This window comes from Streptomyces sp. NPDC038200, from assembly GCF_055600785.1.
Map to the genome: position 1 here is coordinate 250,779 of NZ_JBVJYH010000003.1, position 17,229 is coordinate 268,007.

17 protein-coding genes are annotated in these 17,229 nt (G+C 71.4%); 5 read left to right on the plus strand and 12 right to left on the minus strand.

Annotated features, from left to right (window positions below):
- Positions 1–99: 99 nt before the first annotated feature.
- The gene (locus ACZ7KF_RS08535; protein ID WP_471070382.1) at positions 100–714 is read right to left on the minus strand and encodes a TetR/AcrR family transcriptional regulator; all 615 of its coding nucleotides are present in this window, start codon (positions 712–714) and stop codon (positions 100–102) included.
- Positions 715–889: 175 nt separating this feature from the next.
- Between ACZ7KF_RS08535 and ACZ7KF_RS08540 the strand changes: the two genes are divergently transcribed.
- Both ACZ7KF_RS08540 and ACZ7KF_RS08545 read left to right on the plus strand, forming a co-directional pair.
- Positions 890–1,690 carry a phosphatase PAP2 family protein gene (locus ACZ7KF_RS08540; RefSeq protein WP_471070384.1) on the plus strand — a complete coding sequence of 267 codons (801 nt, stop codon included), beginning with the start codon at positions 890–892 and terminating at the stop codon, positions 1,688–1,690.
- Entirely contained in the window at positions 1,687–2,658 is a 972-nt protein-coding gene (locus ACZ7KF_RS08545; protein ID WP_471070385.1) for a hypothetical protein, read from the plus strand. The genes ACZ7KF_RS08540 and ACZ7KF_RS08545 overlap by 4 nt, the downstream gene beginning before the upstream one ends.
- A gap of 86 nt (positions 2,659–2,744) precedes the next feature.
- Here ACZ7KF_RS08545 and ACZ7KF_RS08550 read toward each other — a convergent pair whose 3' ends face one another.
- The 5 genes from ACZ7KF_RS08550 to ACZ7KF_RS08570 form a co-directional block, all read right to left on the minus strand.
- Positions 2,745–3,593, minus strand: coding sequence for an LURP-one-related family protein (locus ACZ7KF_RS08550; protein WP_471070387.1), 849 nt, complete (start codon positions 3,591–3,593; stop codon positions 2,745–2,747).
- 66 nt (positions 3,594–3,659) lie between these two features.
- On the minus strand, positions 3,660–5,708 hold the full coding sequence (locus ACZ7KF_RS08555; RefSeq protein WP_471070389.1) for a phosphocholine-specific phospholipase C: 2,049 nt from the start codon (positions 5,706–5,708) through the stop codon (positions 3,660–3,662).
- Positions 5,709–5,985: 277 nt separating this feature from the next.
- The gene (locus ACZ7KF_RS08560; RefSeq protein WP_471070947.1) at positions 5,986–7,368 is read right to left on the minus strand and encodes a discoidin domain-containing protein; all 1,383 of its coding nucleotides are present in this window, start codon (positions 7,366–7,368) and stop codon (positions 5,986–5,988) included.
- A 113-nt stretch (positions 7,369–7,481) separates the two neighbouring features.
- Positions 7,482–8,483, minus strand: a complete 1,002-nt coding sequence (locus ACZ7KF_RS08565; protein ID WP_471070391.1) for a LacI family DNA-binding transcriptional regulator — start codon at positions 8,481–8,483, stop codon at positions 7,482–7,484.
- Positions 8,484–8,608: 125 nt separating this feature from the next.
- Positions 8,609–9,280 carry an MmyB family transcriptional regulator gene (locus ACZ7KF_RS08570; protein WP_471070393.1) on the minus strand — a complete coding sequence of 224 codons (672 nt, stop codon included), beginning with the start codon at positions 9,278–9,280 and terminating at the stop codon, positions 8,609–8,611.
- A 241-nt stretch (positions 9,281–9,521) separates the two neighbouring features.
- On the opposite strand from ACZ7KF_RS08570, the gene ACZ7KF_RS08575 reads away from it, so the two are divergent.
- Together ACZ7KF_RS08575 and ACZ7KF_RS08580 are read left to right on the plus strand one after the other, a co-directional pair.
- Complete coding sequence (locus ACZ7KF_RS08575) at positions 9,522–10,178, plus strand: helix-turn-helix domain-containing protein (protein ID WP_471070395.1); 657 nt, start codon at positions 9,522–9,524, stop codon at positions 10,176–10,178.
- Between the two features lie 269 nt (positions 10,179–10,447).
- Positions 10,448–10,675, plus strand: coding sequence for a hypothetical protein (locus ACZ7KF_RS08580; protein ID WP_471070396.1), 228 nt, complete (start codon positions 10,448–10,450; stop codon positions 10,673–10,675).
- Positions 10,676–10,790: 115 nt separating this feature from the next.
- Here the strand turns inward: ACZ7KF_RS08580 and ACZ7KF_RS08585 are convergent, their stop codons facing one another.
- The gene (locus ACZ7KF_RS08585; RefSeq protein ID WP_471070398.1) at positions 10,791–11,492 is read right to left on the minus strand and encodes a 4'-phosphopantetheinyl transferase family protein; all 702 of its coding nucleotides are present in this window, start codon (positions 11,490–11,492) and stop codon (positions 10,791–10,793) included.
- Positions 11,440–12,345: a metallophosphoesterase family protein gene (locus ACZ7KF_RS08590; protein WP_471070400.1), complete on the minus strand. Its 906-nt coding sequence runs from the start codon at positions 12,343–12,345 to the stop codon at positions 11,440–11,442. The genes ACZ7KF_RS08585 and ACZ7KF_RS08590 overlap by 53 nt, the downstream gene beginning before the upstream one ends.
- Before the next feature lie 274 nt (positions 12,346–12,619).
- Between ACZ7KF_RS08590 and ACZ7KF_RS08595 the strand changes: the two genes are divergently transcribed.
- A complete protein-coding gene (locus tag ACZ7KF_RS08595) occupies positions 12,620–13,741 on the plus strand; it encodes an ATP-grasp domain-containing protein (RefSeq protein WP_471070402.1) in 1,122 nt (373 codons plus the stop codon).
- Here the strand turns inward: ACZ7KF_RS08595 and ACZ7KF_RS08600 are convergent.
- From ACZ7KF_RS08600 to ACZ7KF_RS08615, 4 genes are all read right to left on the minus strand, one after another.
- Positions 13,738–14,931, minus strand: coding sequence for an HTTM domain-containing protein (locus tag ACZ7KF_RS08600; RefSeq protein ID WP_471070404.1), 1,194 nt, complete (start codon positions 14,929–14,931; stop codon positions 13,738–13,740). The two genes, ACZ7KF_RS08595 and ACZ7KF_RS08600, sit on opposite strands and share 4 nt — an antisense overlap.
- Positions 14,928–15,635 carry a DUF5819 family protein gene (locus ACZ7KF_RS08605; protein ID WP_471070406.1) on the minus strand — a complete coding sequence of 236 codons (708 nt, stop codon included), beginning with the start codon at positions 15,633–15,635 and terminating at the stop codon, positions 14,928–14,930. The genes ACZ7KF_RS08600 and ACZ7KF_RS08605 overlap by 4 nt, the downstream gene beginning before the upstream one ends.
- A 161-nt stretch (positions 15,636–15,796) precedes the next feature.
- On the minus strand, positions 15,797–16,408 hold the full coding sequence (locus ACZ7KF_RS08610) for a LuxR C-terminal-related transcriptional regulator (protein ID WP_471070408.1): 612 nt from the start codon (positions 16,406–16,408) through the stop codon (positions 15,797–15,799).
- 277 nt (positions 16,409–16,685) lie between these two features.
- The gene (locus ACZ7KF_RS08615) at positions 16,686–17,084 is read right to left on the minus strand and encodes a hypothetical protein (protein ID WP_471070410.1); all 399 of its coding nucleotides are present in this window, start codon (positions 17,082–17,084) and stop codon (positions 16,686–16,688) included.
- Between the last annotated feature and the right edge of the window lie 145 nt (positions 17,085–17,229).

The window sequence follows — 17,229 nt, forward strand, 5'->3', positions numbered from 1 at the left end:
GAGAACCCCACCCGGCCGGGGGGTGCGCGCCGCCCCCGTCCCCACGGTGCGGCGCGGGCAGGTCACCGTCCAGTCATCCCGTGAACGGCGGCCTGGGCCTCATTTCAGTCCGAGCGAGGGCAGCACGGCCGCCTCCACGAAGCGGACCAGGTAGTCGGCGTCGGCGTACTGGCCGTTGAGCACCGGCCGGACGCGCAGGACGCCGAACATCATGGCGGGGATGTACTCCAGCGCGGGGTGCCCCGCCCGCACCTCTCCCCGGGCCACGCCCCGGGCGAGCATCTCCTCCAGCGCGGCGATCTCCGGGCGGACCAGCGCGTCGCGCAGCGCCTCGGCCAGCTCCTGGTCCGAGGTCACCGCGTGTCCCAGGGCCTGCAGCAGCCGGGTGTCCTTGCCGGACCAGTCGCCCGCGGCCCGCGCGGCCTGGCGCAGGTCCTCGGCGAGCGATCCGGTGTCGATGCCGGCGAACCGCACCCGGCGGCTGGCGCGCAGCGCCGCCGCGACGAACTGCGGCTTGGTCTTCCACTGCCGGTAGAGCGTGGACTTGCTGCACCGGGTGCTGGCGGCGACGCCTTCCATGGTGACGGAGTCGTAGCCGCACTCACGGATCTGTTCCAGCACGGCGTCGAAGAACTCCCGCTCACGCTCCGGCGTGATCTTGGAGCGGCGCGAGGCGACGACCGTCTCCGGTTCGTCCGCGGCCTGCGACGTCATGCGATGCCTTCCCCTCACTCGTGCCTGTTCCCAGTGTGGCGCAGATCAATCGATACGCAAGTGTACCGGTACTCGACCGTATCGGTACACTGGCGTATCGGTACGGCAACGTATCGATGAGTTCGATCACGCGACTCACCACCACACGCACCACCGTCAGCGAAGGGGCCGGGGGATGAATGCCCGAACCGAGCCTGCGGAGGCGGAAACGGAACCGGAGAACCCGGCACGCCCACCTCTGATACGTGAGTTCCTGCTGGTCGCCGGGCTCTTCCTGGTCTACAAACTCGGCCGCCGGCTGGCCACCGGCCACACCGCGGAGTCCTTCCGCAACGCCCACGACGTGTGGCGTCTGGAGCGGGCCGCGCATCTCCCCCACGAGACCGCCGTGCAGTCCGCACTGCTGCACGGCGACACCCTCGTCCACCTGGCGAACACCTACTACGCGACCGTGCACTTTCCGGCCACGCTCGCCTTCCTGGTCTGGCTGTACCTGCGGCGGCCCGCGCACTACGTGTGGGCCCGCCGGGTCCTCGCGGTCGTCACCACCGCCGCCCTGGTGCTGCCGTTCACCTTCCCGCTGGCCCCGCCGCGGATGCTGACCGGCACGGGCCTGGTGGACACCGCCCGGATCTACGGCCCGTCCGTCTACGGACCGCCGTCCAGCGACCACCTCTCCAACCAGTTCGCGGCGATGCCCTCGCTGCACTTCGGCTGGGCGCTGATGGTGGCGATCGGCCTGATCGCCGCCACCCGGTCCCGGTGGCGCGGGCTGTGGCTGCTGCACCCGCTGATCACCCTGCTGGTGATCGTGGGCACGGCCAACCACTACTGGCTCGACGCGATCGTCGCGACGGCCATGCTCGGCCTCGCCCTCGCGGTCATCCATCCGCCCCGGCGCACGGCCACCACGGCGGGGCGGGACGCCGACAGGCTGGGCGCGCCCGAGCCGGTCCTGGTGGGGGCGGCCCGATGAACGCCGCAGCGCCGGCCGCCCTCGGCCTCTCCCTCGTGTCGGCCGTCGCCTACGCGCTGGCCGCCGTCGCCCAGGAGCGCCTCGCCGCGCGCAGCGCCGGCACCGGTCTGCTGCGGCTGCTGGGCACCGGCGCCTGGTGGTCGGCGGTCGGGCTGAACGCCGCGGCGGCAGTGCTGCACGTCGTCGCCCTGAAGTACGGCCCGCTCACCGTCGTCCAGCCGCTGGGTGCGCTCACCCTGGTCGCGGCCGTGCCGCTGGGCGCGCGGGCGGCCGGGCGGCGGGTCAGCGCGGTGGAGTGGCGCGGAACGGCGCTCACGCTGCTCGGGCTGGGCGCGCTGCTGGTGGCCGCCTCCGGTCCGGCTCCCGCCCGGGTGCTGTCGCTGACCGAGGCGGTGGCGGTGGCGGGTACGACCGCTGCGGCGATCGGTCTGCTGGCCCGGCCCGGCGCCCGGCCGGGGCTGCGGCACGCGACCGCGTCCGGCTTCGCCTCCGGTGTCGCCTCGGCGCTCACCCAGACGGTGACCGTGGCGGCCACGGACCGCTCCGGCCCGGTCCTGGGCACGGAGGTGATCGTGGTCGCGGTGCTCGTCGCCGCCTTCGCGGTCGGCGGGCTGCTGCTGTCCCAGACGGCCTACCGCGGTGGGCTCGGCGCCCCGCTGGCCGTGGTCACCCTCGCCAACCCGATGGCCGCCGCGGTGATCGGCCTCACGCTGCTGGGGCAGGGCCTGCAGGGCGGGGTCGGCGGGGTGCTGCTGGCCCTGGCCGGTGCGGGACTGGCCTCGTGGGGCGTGGTGCTGCTCAGCAGGGCGGCCCCCCACGCGGGCTCCGCGGAACGTTCCGAGGGGCTCGACGAGCACGACGAGCACCCGGTGGCGGCGGTCCTCGCCCTGGAGCCGACGACGGCGACGGCCGAACCGGTGCTGCTGCCGAGGCAGCCGGAGCAGCCGGGGCACCTCACGGCGCTGTGACCCCGTACGGCGGCGGCCGGTGCGCGGAGGATCTCCGCGTGCACCGGCCGCCGTCGCCGTTCCGTCCGCCGTCGCGGCGCCGCCGGTCAGCCCCAGCCGCGCGCGTCCTGCTTGAGGGCGGTGTCCACGGTCAGCGCCGTCGCCACCACGAGGCTCAGCAGCGGCTCGGGCAGCTGGTAGTGGATCTGCAGGACGTAGTTGTCCGCGGTCGTGAACAGCGTCTTGGCGAGTCCTTCCCAGGTCTTGGTGATCCGGGCGACCTCGTTGTCCGCGTGGTCGACGATCGCGAAGTTCCAGGCCCGCCAGTTCTCCGCCTTGATCGCGCCGACCTGCTGGCCGTTCGCCATCATCGCGAAGTTGATCTTGCCGATCATGTTCTTCTGGACGATCTCGCCGATCGGCGTACCGTCCGGGCGAGTCACGATCACCCGGGACTTGAAGATCTTCGCGGGCCGGGTCAGCAGCAGTTGGGGCTGACCGTAGGCGTCGCGGATCTCCAGCTTGTGGGTGAGGAACTGGTCGAGGCTGGAGACGAAGCGCAGGATCTTGCGCAGGACGCCCTGCCCGACCTGGGTGACCGAGCCGATCTCCCGGCCGCTCTGATCCATGACCTTGTACTCGTTGGTCAGCTCGATCAGCTTGGCCTTCTGGTTCACGACCAGGACGGGCTCGGTGAAGAGGGTGCCCCCGCCGGGGCCACCGGCCGCGACACCGGCCTGCTGCTGCACCTGGCGCTGCACCTTGGCGTCGCCGGTCTGCTGCTGCGGGAAGGCGGCCTGCTGGGCGGCGGCCTGCTGCGGGGGAACCTGCCCGGCGCCCTGCTGCGCCGGGTTGGTGTGCTCGGTCCACTGCGTGCCGTCCCAGTAGCGGAGCGTCTGCGCCGCCCCGTGCGGATCGGGGTACCAGCCTGCAGGAGTGTTCGATTGCGTGGTCACCGGGGCACACTACCCTGATATGACCGGTACCTGACCAGTCCGCACGGAGCGGTGTTCATCGCCCGTTCACCCCGTGACGATCGCCGGGTCGCTGACGCCGGGCAGTCCGTTCTCCACGTGCCCGGCGAAGCCGCGCAGGAAGGCCGGATCGGCGTCGTTGGTCACGGTCAGGTCGTACCAGCGCTTGCTCGCCGTGAGGGGGACCGTCTGCTTCACGGTCGCGCCCGGTCGCACGGTCACCGCGACGGGGCTGCCGCCGTAGCCGCTGACCAGCTTGAGCCTGGCCGTGCCGGAGCCCTTGTTGGTGAAGGTGAGTTCGACGTCGTCCCCCGCGTGCCGGGCGGTGACCTCCGGACCGGCGACCTTGTTGCGGCCCTTGAAGACGCGCAGGAAGCCGTTGGGGCCGCGCACGGCGAGGTCGTAGTTGCCGCCGGAGTAGACCGAGTTCCAGGTGTCCGAGAGCGTCTTGCCGGCGGCGGTGGTGTACGTCCAGGGGCCGTCGGTACGGGTGTCGGAGGTGACGAGGAAGGCCGCGCCCGCGTTCGCCCCCGAGGCGAAGGTGAGCGTGAACTTGCCGGCCGAGGTGTCCGCCGAGCCGTCCACCGCCGGGGCGTACTTCAGCGGGCGGGTGGGCCGGCTGCCGGGTTCCTGCTTGGGCAGGGACGGGTTGGCGGGCGGCTTGGGCACGTAGTCGGGGTGGCGGTCCCGGTCCGCGGGCTCGTAACCGGCCGTGGAGGGCAGCGAGACCGGTGCGGTGTCCTTGCGCGAGAAGTCGAAGGCGCTGGTCAGGTCGCCGCATATGGCACGCCGCCAGGGCGAGATGTTCGGCTCCTGGACACCGAAACGACGCTCGATGAACCGGATGATGGAGGTGTGGTCGAACGTCTCGGAGCAGACGTACCCGCCCTTGCTCCAGGGGGAGACGACCAGCATCGGCACCCGCTGGCCGAGCCCGTAGGGGCCGGCGGCATGGCTGCTGTCGCCCTTGAACAGGTCGGGCGCGGGGTCGACCGTCGACCTGCCCTGGGCCGCGGAGGACGGCGGGTAGGGCGGGATGACGTGGTCGAAGAAGCCGTCGTTCTCGTCGTAGGTGAGGAACAGCGCCGTCCGGCCCCAGACATCGGGGTTGGAGGTGAGCGCGTCCAGCACCTGGGCGACGTACCAGGCACCGTAGTTGGCCGGCCAGTTGGGGTGCTCGGTGAAGGCCTCGGGGGCGACGATCCAGGAGACCTGGGGCAGCTTGTCCGCCTGGACGTCCGCCCTGAGCCGGTCGAAGAAGCCCTCGCCCTTGCGGGCGTCGGTGCCGGTGCGGGCTTTGTCGTACAGGGGGTCGCCGGGCTTCGCGTTGCGGTACTGGTTGAAGTAGAGGAGCGAGTTGTCGCCGTAGTTGCCGCGGTAGGCGTCGCTGATCCAGCCCCAGGAGCCGCCCGCGTCCAGTCCGTCACCGACGTCCTGGTAGATCTTCCAGGAGACCCCGGCCTGCTCCAGGCGCTCGGGATACGTGGTCCAGCCGTAGCCCTTCTCGTCGTTGCCGAGGACCGGCCCGCCGCCCTTGCCGTCGTTGCCCACGTATCCCGACCACATGTAGTAGCGGTTGGGGTCGGTGGAGCCCATGAAGGAGCAGTGGTAGGCGTCGCAGATGGTGAAGGTGTCGGCGAGGGCGTAGTGGAAGGGGATGTCGTCGCGCGTCAGGTACGCCATCGTCGTCGAGCCCTTGGCGGGCACCCACTTGTCGTACCTGCCGTTGTCGAAGGCGGTGTGCGTGTCGCTCCAGCCGTGCGGGAGGTCCTGGAGGAAGGCCAGTCCCAGGTCGTCGGCGTCCGGGTGGAAGGGCAGGATGTCCTTGGTGCCGTCGGACTGCTTCCAGACGGACCGGCCGTTCTGTGTGACCGGACGGGGGTCGCCGAAACCGCGGACTCCTCGGAGCGAACCGAAGTAGTGGTCGAAGGAACGGTTCTCCTGCATCAGCACGACGATGTGCTCGACATCGTCCACCGATCCGGTGCGGTAGTGGGCCGGCAGGGCGGCCGCGCGCTGGATGCTGCTGGACAGCGCGGAGAAAGCCGTCGTGGCCCCCGCGAGTTGGAGGAAGCGCCGCCGATTGACCTCGGGCATGAGTGAGGGTCCTCTCGTCCTGACGTACCTGATGCCGTCCGATGACGGAATCTGCGCGGAGCGAGTGTTCCAAGAGCAGCAAACGTCAGGGAAGGGTCTGGTGGCGCCCATATGAAACTCGGCGGTCCGTGCGGTGCGGACGCCGGGACCATGCCGGGGTTCTCCGGCTCGCGGAGCGCGGTCTCCTCGCCGGCGGTGACGTGGTCGCGGTCGCGTGCCCCGGGCCCGGGCCGTCGGGGCCGGGCGGTCGGGCCCGGGGTGCGGCCGGTGCTCCGGTTCAGGAGGCCAGGTATGCCTCCACCTCGCTGAACTGGGCGGCGGGCCAGCCGGTGTTGGCGCTGACGGACAGACGCAGATAGCGCAGGTTCGTCGTGCCGGGCAGGGACACCGTCGCGGTGTTGCCGGTGGCGGGGTCGAAGCGGTAGCCCTGGGAGCCCACCACCGTGGAGTAGTTCGAGCCGTCGGTGCTGCCGAGCACCGTGAGTGTCTGGGTGCGGGCGCCCCATGCCGAGGACGGCGGCAGTTTCAGCACCAGGCGGCGCACGGCGTAGGACGAGCCGGGGTCGACGGTCCAGGACTGCGGGAAGGCGTTGTTGGCCGACTCCCAGTACGAGTTGGCATCGCCGTCGACCGCCTTGCCGGGCGTGCAGACGTCCTGGGAACCGGTCGCGGTGGCCGGGCGGCCCTTGGCGAGGTTGCGGCCCGGGTCGGGGTCGGGGCTGCCCTGACCGGGCTGCGGCCAGGTGGAGCAGTCCGACCAGGTCCCGGCCCAGCCGGAGTTGCCGCCGCCGTCGGTGAGCGTGAAGGCACCGGAGCCGCCCGGAGAGGGGCAGTTGTAGATGCCGGCGGCCCCGACCTGGGTGGCGGTGACGTTCTTGAAGGTGGCCGCCCCCTGCGCCTCGGCCTGGACCACGACCGTACCGGTGTTCCGCACGGTCGCCCCCGTCACGTTGACGTTCCTGACCGGATAGCCGTGCCCGCCGCCGGAGACGAACTCGAAGGCGCTGTAGGGGCTGTCGGTGATCGTCGTGTTGGTGATGTTGACGGTCGCGTTGACGGCGCTGTCGTAGGAGTCCACGCGCAGGGCGCCCATCGGGTGGTTCCAGTTGGGGTTAATCGCGCCGGTGCGCACCAATGTGTTGCCGTCGACCGTGATGGTGCCGGCCAGCGGGGAGAAGGGGTCGAGGAACTTCTGGTTGGAGATCGCGATGCCGCTGCCGAGGGCGTTGGTGTCGGAGATCAGGTTGTTGCGTACGGCGATGTCGGTACGACCGTAGATGGCGATGCCGTTGGCGAGGTTGGGCTGCGAGATGGTGTTGTTCTCGAAGCTGGAGTCGGTGTCCGGTGCGTACAGCGACCACATGGCGAGGGAGTCGTCGCCCTGGTTGCGCAGGAAGTTGTTGCGGACGACGACACCCTTGGCGGTTCCGTTGAGGTTGAGGCCGTCGGCGGTGACCTGCGTGCCCGTCGACTCGAAGGCGACCTTGTCGCCGGCCTGGACGCTCTGCCCGAGCGTCAGCCGGGCGTTGTCGAAGAAGTGGTGGGTCTTGGCGCCCGCGATCCAGCCGGTGTCGACGTAGGAGTACTTGGAGGTCACCGGGAGCGTCCTGGCGATCCTGGTGCCGTTGACGTACGCGATCTTCCGCGCCGCCACCCGCACCTGCGCCCACGTCGCCGGCGTGGGCGTCGCACACTCAAGCACCACCCTCAGGGGGCCGCAATATGTGGAGCAGATTCTGTAATTATTTGACAGTCGCCGGGATCTTCCGGTGCTCAGTCGCGCGGGGCTTGCGCGGTGGAGCCGCGCACCACCAGCTCCGGCTCGAAGAGCAGTTCCTCGGCGGCCACCGCGGTGCCGCCGATCTGCGCGTTCAGCAGTTCCACAGCCGCGCGCCCCATGGCCTCGATGGGCTGGCGGACGGTGGTCAGCGGGGGTTCGGTGCAGTTCATGAACGCCGAGTCGTCGTAACCGACGACGGAGATCCGGCCCGGGACGTCGTGCCCCTTGCGGCGAGCCGCCCGGATCGCACCGAGCGCGAGGGGGTCGGAGGCGCAGATGATGCCGGTGACGCCCCGGTCGATCAGCCGGGAGGCGGCGGCGTGACCCCCCTCGATGGAGAACATGGCCCGGGCCACGAACTCGTCGGGCAGGTCGTCGCCGGCGACGGTGCGGGCGGCGGCCAGCTTGCGGGCCGAGGGCATGTGGTCGGCGGGGCCGAGGACCAGGCCGATGCGCTCGTGACCGAGGGAGGCCAGGTGCCGCCATGCCTGCTCGACGGCGACGGCGTCGTCGCAGGAGACGGCCGGGAAGCCGAGGTGCTCGATGGCCGCGTTGACCAGCACGACCGGGATGTTGCGCTCGGCGAGCAGCCGGTAGTGGTCGTGGGGCGCGTCGGCCTGGGCGTACAGGCCGCCGGCGAACACGACACCGGAGACCTGCTGGTGGAGCAGCAGCTCGACGTAGTCGGCCTCCGACACCCCGCCCTTGGTCTGCGTGCACAGCACCGGGGTCAGCCCCAGCTGGGCGAGGGCACCGCCGATGACCTCGGCGAACGCCGGGAAGATGGGGTTCTGCAACTCGGGCAGGACGAGACCGACGAGGCGGGCCCGCTCGCCGCGCAGCTGGGTGGGGCGCTCGTAGCCGAGGACGTCCAGCGCCGTCAGCACCGCCTGCCGGGTGACTTCGGAGACTCCGGGCTTGCCGTTGAGCACTCGGCTGACCGTGGCCTCGCTGACCCCGACCTTCTTGGCCACTTCCGCAAGTCGTCGCGTCATGGCCGCAAGAGTAGCGCAACTTACGCAAGCCGCTTGCGTAAAGGAGGGATGCCCGCGCCGAGCCTCCGCGCGGTGGGGTGCGACGGCCCGGCGCCGCCGGCGACCTGAACGCCGACGGTGCCGGGTCAGCTCTCGGACGCCGGTACGACGGTGAGGTGCGAGGCCGCGCCCCGCGGGCGGCGCGGGCGGCGGACCGTCGCGGTGGGCCGGCGGGGATCGCGCAGGACCATCGTCAGGCGCCGGTAGCCCAGCTCCCGCAGCGGCTGCGGCGACTCCTCGACGATGCGGCACTCGGTGCGCCCGCGGCGCGGGTCCGGGTGGTGCAGGAGGCGCACGGCGCCGTCGAGGCGGGTCGCGGCCTCACCGACGGCGCGGATCCAGTGCGGCAGACCCTGCCGGTAGGCGGCCTCCATGATCGGGTCCTGGGCGATCTCCCGGCGGACCGCCTGGAGATCCTGGTCGTGGCCGTACGTCTCCAGCGCGGAGCGGAGCTGGGCCAGCATCGGCAGGCACCAGCCCGGCTCGTGCTCGCCGAGGACCTCCCCCGCGTCGGGGTGGAACAGGACGAAGCGCAGGAAGTTCTCTCCCGGCATGGCCGTCGGATGAGGGCGCACACCACAGAAAAGTGTCTCGAATGCAGTGTTGGCCATGACCACGTTCCAGTTGCGGTCGACGACCAGGGACGGACAGGTCAGGTACTCCAGCAGCGCTCCGTAGTCCTGGAGGTAAGCCTGGGTCTCGCAGGTCTCGGGGACGGGCCGCGGTGCCGGCCGCTGCCCTCCTGCCTGATGTGCCATCGGGAGGTCACCCCTCTTGCCTCTGCGGCCTTTCTCGCGGCGATGCGATCCTGCTGCCCCGGCCGGAGTCATGTCAACTATCGTGGCATTCCGTGCCGATTGACGGCTGAAATTCGCCACAGTTGTGGCGACACCTGGATGTGGCTTCGAGACACCGGCTACTCTCCGGGAAGTTCACGGCGATCGCTCGTGAGAAGCACGGACACATCTGAAGCCCTCTCAAGACGTAGGAGTTCTGTCGGTGACGGATGGCTACGAGGATCCGGGCGCCTCGGCGACCGCCCAGCTGCCGGCCGTCGTCGCCCGCGTCACCGCGCTCGCCGACCGCCTCGGCGTGGCGCACACCGAGGTCTTCGACGTGGGGCGGCTCTCCAACGCCTGTGGCGTGCCCGAGCCGGTGGTCAGGGCGCTGCTCAGCGGCCGGCCCGCGGGGGAGCCGGACGTCCAGGCCCGTTTCCTCCAGCGCCTGGACCTGCTGCGCCGCACCCGGCTGAAGCCGGGCGGACGCCGCTACACCCAGCAGGAGATCGCCGACGGCGCGGGCATGTCCCGCCAGCAGGCCGGCGCCCTCATCAACGGCGACCGGCGGCCCACCATGGAGCACTGCGACGCCCTGCAGCGCTTCTTCCGGGTGCACGCGGGCTTCCTCACCGCGGAGGACCCCGAGGCGCTGGCGGGCGCGCTGCAGCGCACCGAGCAGGAGCTGCTGCAGAAGCTCGCGGACCGGGAGCGGGCCGCCGCCGAGACCGGGGAGGACCCGCTGGAGCGCCTGCTCCAGGACCATGGGGTGCGCGGAATCGCCTGGCGGGCCGCCCAGTTGCCCACCGATCAGCACCGGGACAAGGTCGCGGAGTGGCTCGACATGCTCCTGGAAAGCGTCAAGCGGCCCGAGCCGTGAGCCGCGGGTGTTTCCGGGCGGGCAGCGGCGCCGGGTCCTTCGGGCCGCTTTTGGCCGACAAGTGCCGTACCCGCACGTGCTTTGGTGCCCGGCGCCGGGGCGTCCCGGGGACCGGGGTGCGGTTCCGCCTCCGCTAAGCGGGCTAACCGGCGCGGAGCCAGACGGCGTTGTCAGTGGTGGACGGCAAGCTGGGGGGTGTGCGCCGTACGACGCGGTGCACGGCGCCGCAGGGCGCGTGACCGTGACGCCTACTCGGGGAGAGCCGACCGATGCCCACCGCCGTACTGACCGACCGTGAGCGTACTGCCGTACAGGCCTACCTGCGGCTGCTCCATACGGTGCGCGCCGCCTTCGACGGGCCTCCGGACGACGACCGGCCGGTCGTCGTCCCGCCCGCCGTGCTCGCCGAGGCGGAGCGGGCGTTGGCCCGGGCCGGACTCGCGGGCAACGAGGAGGGGTTCTTCCGGCTGCTGCGCGACTGGTGTCCGCCGGTCTGAGGCCCGGGACGGGTGCGTGCCGCCGCCGTCGGTGCGACACCGCGGCGGCGGGCGGGCGCATGCCCGCGCCGCCGGAGCGCGGCGTGCCGTCGGCGCGGACGGCCGGGACCTGCCGTCAGGAACGCGGCCGGGCGGCGGAGGGGTGCGGTATGACGACGGACGTGGCCACCACGCCGTCCCGTACGGCCCACCGCCCCTCGAAGACCTGAAGCGGCCGGTCGCCGACCGGGGGTCCGGGGACGAGGAGTTCGGCGCGCAGGGTGCCGCACGGCGCGCCGTCGGTGTCCGGCTCCAGGGTTATGTCCGCCTCGGAGAAGTCCAGCCACTTCCGCGTGAGCGGGAACCACGCCTTGTACACGGACTCCTTGGCGCTGAACAGCAGCCGGTCCCAGTGCACGCCCGGCCACCGCTCGGCCATCCGGTCGAGCCGCGCGGACTCGGCCGGCAGGAAGACGGAGGGGCCGACGCCTTCCGGGAGCGGGCCGTGCGGCTCGGCGTCGATACCGAGGGAGACGAGGTCGGCGGCGCGGACCAGCGCGGCGGCGCAGTAGCCGTCGCAGTGGGTCATGCTGCCCACCACTCCGGCCGGCCAGCGCGGGGCGCCCCGCTCGCCGCTGAGCACGGCCTGCGGCGCTACGCCGAGCTTCTCCATGGCGCGCCGTGCGCAGCCGCGGACGGCGGCGAACTCACGGCGTCGCTTGGCGACCGCGCGCGCGACGAGCGCCTCCTCCTCCGGGTAGAGCGGGGACTCCCACAGCGGGTCGTCAGTGCGCGCCTCCACGGCCACGACCGACTCGGGGAGCAGCTCCTCGATCACCTGCTTCGACCTCCATCGGCAGGACGCGGCGCAGCCTTCCCGGGGGATCCGGACGCTTGCGCCACTCGCGGGGGTATCCCACGGAGACCTCCATGAAGCGGACTCCGTCGTGCCACGTGGTGCGGGGGATGTGCAGATGGCCGTAGACCATGGTGGCCACCCGGAACCGGCGGTGCCAGTCCGCGGTCAGTGTGGTGCCGCACCACATGGCGAACTCGGGGTGCCACAGGACCTCGGTGGGGTGCCGGTCCAGCGGCCAGTGGCCGGTCAGCACGGTGGGGAGGTCTTCGGGCAGCTCGGCGAGCCGGCGTTCGGTCTCGGCGACCCGCGCCCGGCACCATGCCTCACGGGTCGGATAGGGATCGGGGTGCAGCAGGAACTCGTCGTTGCAGACGATGCCCGTGCTCTCGGCGTACGCCAGGCCCTCCGCCTTGGTGGTGCAGCCGGCCGGCAGGTACGAGTAGTCGTACAGCAGGAACAGCGGGGCGACGGCGACCGGGCCGCCGGCGCCGCGCCACACCGGGTAGGGGTCCTCGGGGGTGACGACGCCCAGCTCCCGGCACACCTCGACCAGGTGCTCGTAGCGGGCGACGCCGCGCAGGGTGACCGGGTCGCTCGGGTGGGTCCACAGCTCGTGGTTGCCGGGTGCCCAGATGACCTTGCGGAAGCGGCGCGCGAGCGTACCGAGGGCCCACCGGACGTCGGCGACGGTCTCCGCGACGTCGCCGGCCACGATCAGCCAGTCCTCGTCGCTCTCGGGCCGCATCTCCTCGACGAGGGCGCGGTTGTCCGGGTAGCTGATGTGCAGGTCGCTGATGGCCAGCAGCTGTCCGGCCCCGGCCGTCGACTCCACCCCGCGCACCCCTTCCGATCATCCGATGCACCAACAAGAACACACCGACCGGGGCACGGACAAGTGGTTCCGTCACCGCGTGTCCCACTCCGCCGCCGGACCCCGCGAATCCGTAACACGCGCGTTGCACGAGCGGCCATCCGATAGCCGTATGATCGCCCCGACACCGACGCCCCTAATTCCCCTTCTCACAGGGCCGTTTGGTGACCCTTCCTCCCTCCTGCCCGGGCACGGGCCGCTCCGCCCTGCCCGCACACCCCGAAAGGCGGCCTGGATGCTCTCTCGCGTACGCGTCTGGCTCAACCGCACGTACGCGGAGAACGTCTTCTTCATGGATCAGCTGCGGAGAAATCCCAGCGATCGCGCGGTCGAGATCCACGCCACGCACGGCGACCCCGACTCCCCCGTGCTGGCCGCCGCCGACACCGCCGATCTGGAGCCGGAGGGCCTGTCCCCGGCCGCGTACGTCGAGTACGCCCTCGACCAGTGCGCCCGGCGCGGCATCGACGTGTTCGTGCCCCGGCTGCACCAGGCCGCGATCGTGGCGCACCGGTCCGAGTTCGCGGCGGCCGGTACGGCGCTGCTGGCGCCGACGCCCGAGGCGGTCGCGGTGTTCGAGGACAAGGCGACCGCGTACGAGGCGGTGCGCTCGGTGGGCGTTCCGGTGCCGCCCTGGTGGCGGGTCCGGACGGCGGACGAACTGGTCGCTGCCGTCAGCGAGTTGGAGGCGGCCGGACATCGGGCGTGCTTCAAGCCGGCCGCCGGCGCGGGCGGGGTGGGCTTCCGGATGATCACCCGGGCCCCGTTCTCGCTCACGCACCTGAACGGCTTCCCGGGCCCGTACGTCCAGCTGGACCTGGTCGTCGAGGCGCTGCGCCGGGCGGAGGAGCCGGTGGACTGGCTGGTGATGCCGCGCCTGGAACAGCCCGAGGTGTCCGTCGACTGCCTGACCGGGCCGGACAACCGGGTGCGGCTCGCGGTGGGCCGCACCAAGAACGGCCGCCGCCGGGGCTTCACCCTGGACGAGCGGTGGCTGGCGCCGGCCCGGCTGATCGCGGAGGGCTTCGGGCTGCACCATCTGTCCAACATCCAGTTCCGGATGCTGGGCGACCGTCCGGTGCTGCTGGACGTCAACACCCGGCCCGCCGGGGGCCTGCATCAGCTGTCTCTCTGCGGGGTGAACGCGCCTTGGGCGGCGGTGCGGTTGGCGCTCGGCGAGGACCCGGGGGTGATCGAGCCGCCGTTCCTCGGCCAGGACTACACGGTGGTGTCGGGGCCGCGCCCGCTGCTGCCCGCGACGCTTCCGCGGCAGCGGACGGACTCGGCCGACGTCCTGCTGCCGGCGGTGCCTGCGCCCGTGCAGGCGGCCTCGGCCGCCGAGGTGTTGCCGCTCTAGGGCGCGTGCCGGGAGCGGGGCCCGGCGTGACCCGTCGCGCGGTTCCCCACGCCTGCGCCCAGCCGACGCAGCACGGTGGTGGGCAGGAAGACCGCGTCCGCCGCGATCATCACCATCGAGAAGAACGGCAGCCCCAGCAGAATCCCGATGCCCGCGTGCAGGGACATCATGATCAGCACGACCGCGATCCTGGTACGGCGGTCGAAGAGCAGGAAGACGAAGGCGACTTCGACGACCACCGTGCCGTAGGTCAGCACCAGGACGACCAGGCCGCTGCTCGCGACGGCGTGGGACAGCGCGGGCCACGGGGTGACGTTGCCGACGTGCAGCGGGTAGTAGAGCGCCGTGCCGTCCTGCCAGAGGGCACCCTGGATCTTGTACCAGCCGGAGCTGGAGTAGATCAGGCAGATCTGGGCGGCGATGACGAGCATCGCACCCGCGTGCACCACGTTGCCGGCCATGACCATGACCGTGCGCGGCTCCCCCGGTGCACGGCGCCGCACCAGCCACCACACCAGGTGTGCGCAGAGGAAGCCCCAGAGCAGCGTCGCCCAGCCGGGGCTCAGCCCGCCGAGACCGGTGGCCCAGGCGAGCACGGCGGCGAAGAACACCCACAGGGCGGTCCCGGGCACGTCAGGTCCGCTGTCGCGGCCCTCCGCGGTACGCCGCGCGTCCAGCGACCAGACCACCCCGCAGCGCGTGCACACCAGGTAGACCGCCAGCACGTGGACGACGTTGTCGCCGCCGTTGCCCACGAAGGGGTTGCGGTTCTGGACCGCCATCACACCGATCATGAAGAGCAGCGAGGCGGTACGGGTCCGCCACCCCAGGAGCAGCATCACCGCCGCGGCGATCGCCGCGGCGTAGCCGGTCTCGAACCACAGCCGGCCGTCGTGCCACAGGAGGGGGGTGAAGGCATGGGTCGTGGCGTTCCACCGGCGGCCCATGGCCCAGCTCCAGGAGCCGTCGGCGCCGTACAACTCGTCGCGATCCGTCCACTCGCGCAGCAGCAGGGCGAGCCAGGTGAGCGAGAGGCCGATCCTGAGGACGGCGGCCTGGTACGGCACGACGGCGGCGCCGGTGACGCGCGCGAGGGCCCGCACGGCGGAGGTCGCGATCCGGCGTCGCAGCGGGCCGCGTGCAGGCGGTGCGCAGGGGCGGCCGGGCGGTGCCGGAGAGTATGCGCTCACTTGAGGTCCTCCGCCTCGACGACCCACCACGGCTGCGTCAGGTAGGTGGTCCTGGTGTCGACGATCCGGGAGCTCCACGAGGGCGCCGGCACCGGTGTGGTGGCCGAGCGCACCTGGACGAGTCGCACGGTGCCGCCGTCCAGGTGCGGTCCGAGCCGCCGTACGGCGATGCGCAGCAGGTACTGCCGCATCAGGTTCCCGTACAGGCCGACCGGGCGCCCCTGGTCGTCGAGCGAGACGAGGAAGCCGTTCCAGGCGACGCGGAGTTCGTTCTGGTGCGCCTGGCCGGGGAGCGGGTTGTGCGCGATCTGCGCCTCGTCCGTCGCGGTCAGGTCCGACCACCGGGTGGTGGAGAGGGTTCCGTCGGGCATCCGGACCTTCGCGCGTGCCTGTACATGGGTGTTCACCGTCACCGGGTCGGGGGCGAAGAGCTTCCAGTCCTGTGAGAACTCCGGCGCGAGGTACCGGCTGATGCCCGCGGAGTGCCGCTGGGAGAGCTGGTTCGCCGGTGCGGCGTCGAGGAAGAGGACCGCCAGGTGCACGGCCGCCCCGGCCATGACGCCCACCGCCGTGAGCACGACGACGATCAGCGATGCCGGCGAGAGACCGGATACACCGCTCGCCCCGCCGGGAACGGCCGACGGCAAGCAGGCCCCCGGGTCCGGCAGTTCCTCCCGCAACACCTTGGCATCCGGAGGTTGCATGGCATCTCCAGAAGCGAGGCGATTGTTCTCGACACCTCAGGATTTCCCCGCCCGCGCAGCCGGATCAAGGGGCAGAACGGCCCGTCGCGTACACGGGTAGAATCGTCCCCTTTCCCGTGGGCAGAACTGCCCGGTCCGCGGTCCCTCTCCCTTTCCGCTCGTCATTCACCGGTCAGGCCGTAACGCAACGCCAGTCTGGTCAGATCCGCGCGCCGGTGAAATCCGCTCTTGCTGCGCAGCCGGTCCAGATGCGAGTGCACCGTGTTTTCGGTGATGCTCAGCGCGGCGGCGATCTCCCGGTCCGTGGCGCCGTCGGCAAGGAGCCGCAGAATCTGCTTCTCCCGGTCGGTGATGTGGGGAGGCGGCGCGGGCATGACGCGCCCGTTCAGTTCGGCGGCGAAGTAACTGCGCCCCGAGGCCACGGCACGGATCGCTTTCAGAAGTTCCGCTTCACCGATCCGGTGACCGAGATAGCCACGCGCACCCGCCTCGATGCACAGGACGGCGTCCGACTGCTTCTCGGAGACCGCCAGCACGATGACCGCGTGCCCTCTGCGGTGCAAGCGGGTGACGACACTGGACGTCTCCCACGTGGGCAGTTGCAGGTTCAGCAGGACGACCTCGCCGTGACGGCCCAGGCTGCGGTGATCGCCCACCTTCCTGACCGAGGTCACGATCTGGAGATCCGGTTCAGGATTGATCACGTGCGCGAGGCCGTGCACGAGCAGCGGGCAGTCACAGATGACGCTGATGAGGGTCGCAGGTGCGGCCATACGGACTCCAGGAGATCGGAGACCGCCACACGGCGGGCAGCGGAGTCGACGGCCGGCTCTCCTGCCGTCGACTCCCAGAGTGGACACCGCCGTGACCGACGGCATGTCCAGTGGGCCAGGCGGCTCACCGCGACCTGCCTCTTCACCCGTGCGGACGATCCGCACGGCCCCGGCATCCCGGTGCGGATGCCGGGGTCGCGCCCCGGAGGGTGATGCGTTCCCCGTTGTTCTCCGGCTCCTGGTCGACCCCACCTGCCTGCTGTTGCCGCTGCTGCGGTCAGCGACGCCCGCCGCCCTGCTGCTGACGGCCACCGCCTTGCTGCTGACCACCCTGCTGGCTCCCGCCGCAGCCACGACTGTTGAGCTTCGCGCAGGTGACCTTGGCGAACTTGGACGTCACCGTGTAGGTGTCGTTCGCGAGTCCCGTGAATTCGAAGAATCCGCCGGGCGTCGTGGTGAAGGTACCCACCACGGCTCCCTTGGAATTTTTCGCGGTGACCGACTCACCGTCCGGGAATCCCTTTCCCGATATCGCGATCTTTCCGCCCGCGAACTGCGTCGCGGCACACGTGATGGCACCCTCTTCAGGAGCTGCGCTGGTCGACGAGCCAGTGGCGGCCAGTCCTCCGGCGAGTACCACGCCCACTACGGCGGCCGCCCCGATCCCCTTCTTCATCAGTCACTCCCTTCTCTGCGTGAAGCCCGTCCATACGCTCTCGCCAGCAGCGTCGTCCGGACCCCAGGGAGATTCAAGGGGTAGAAATACGGGGCGCGGGCGGGGCGGAACAACCCGGCCCGCGCGGCTCTGACCACGTGCTTTG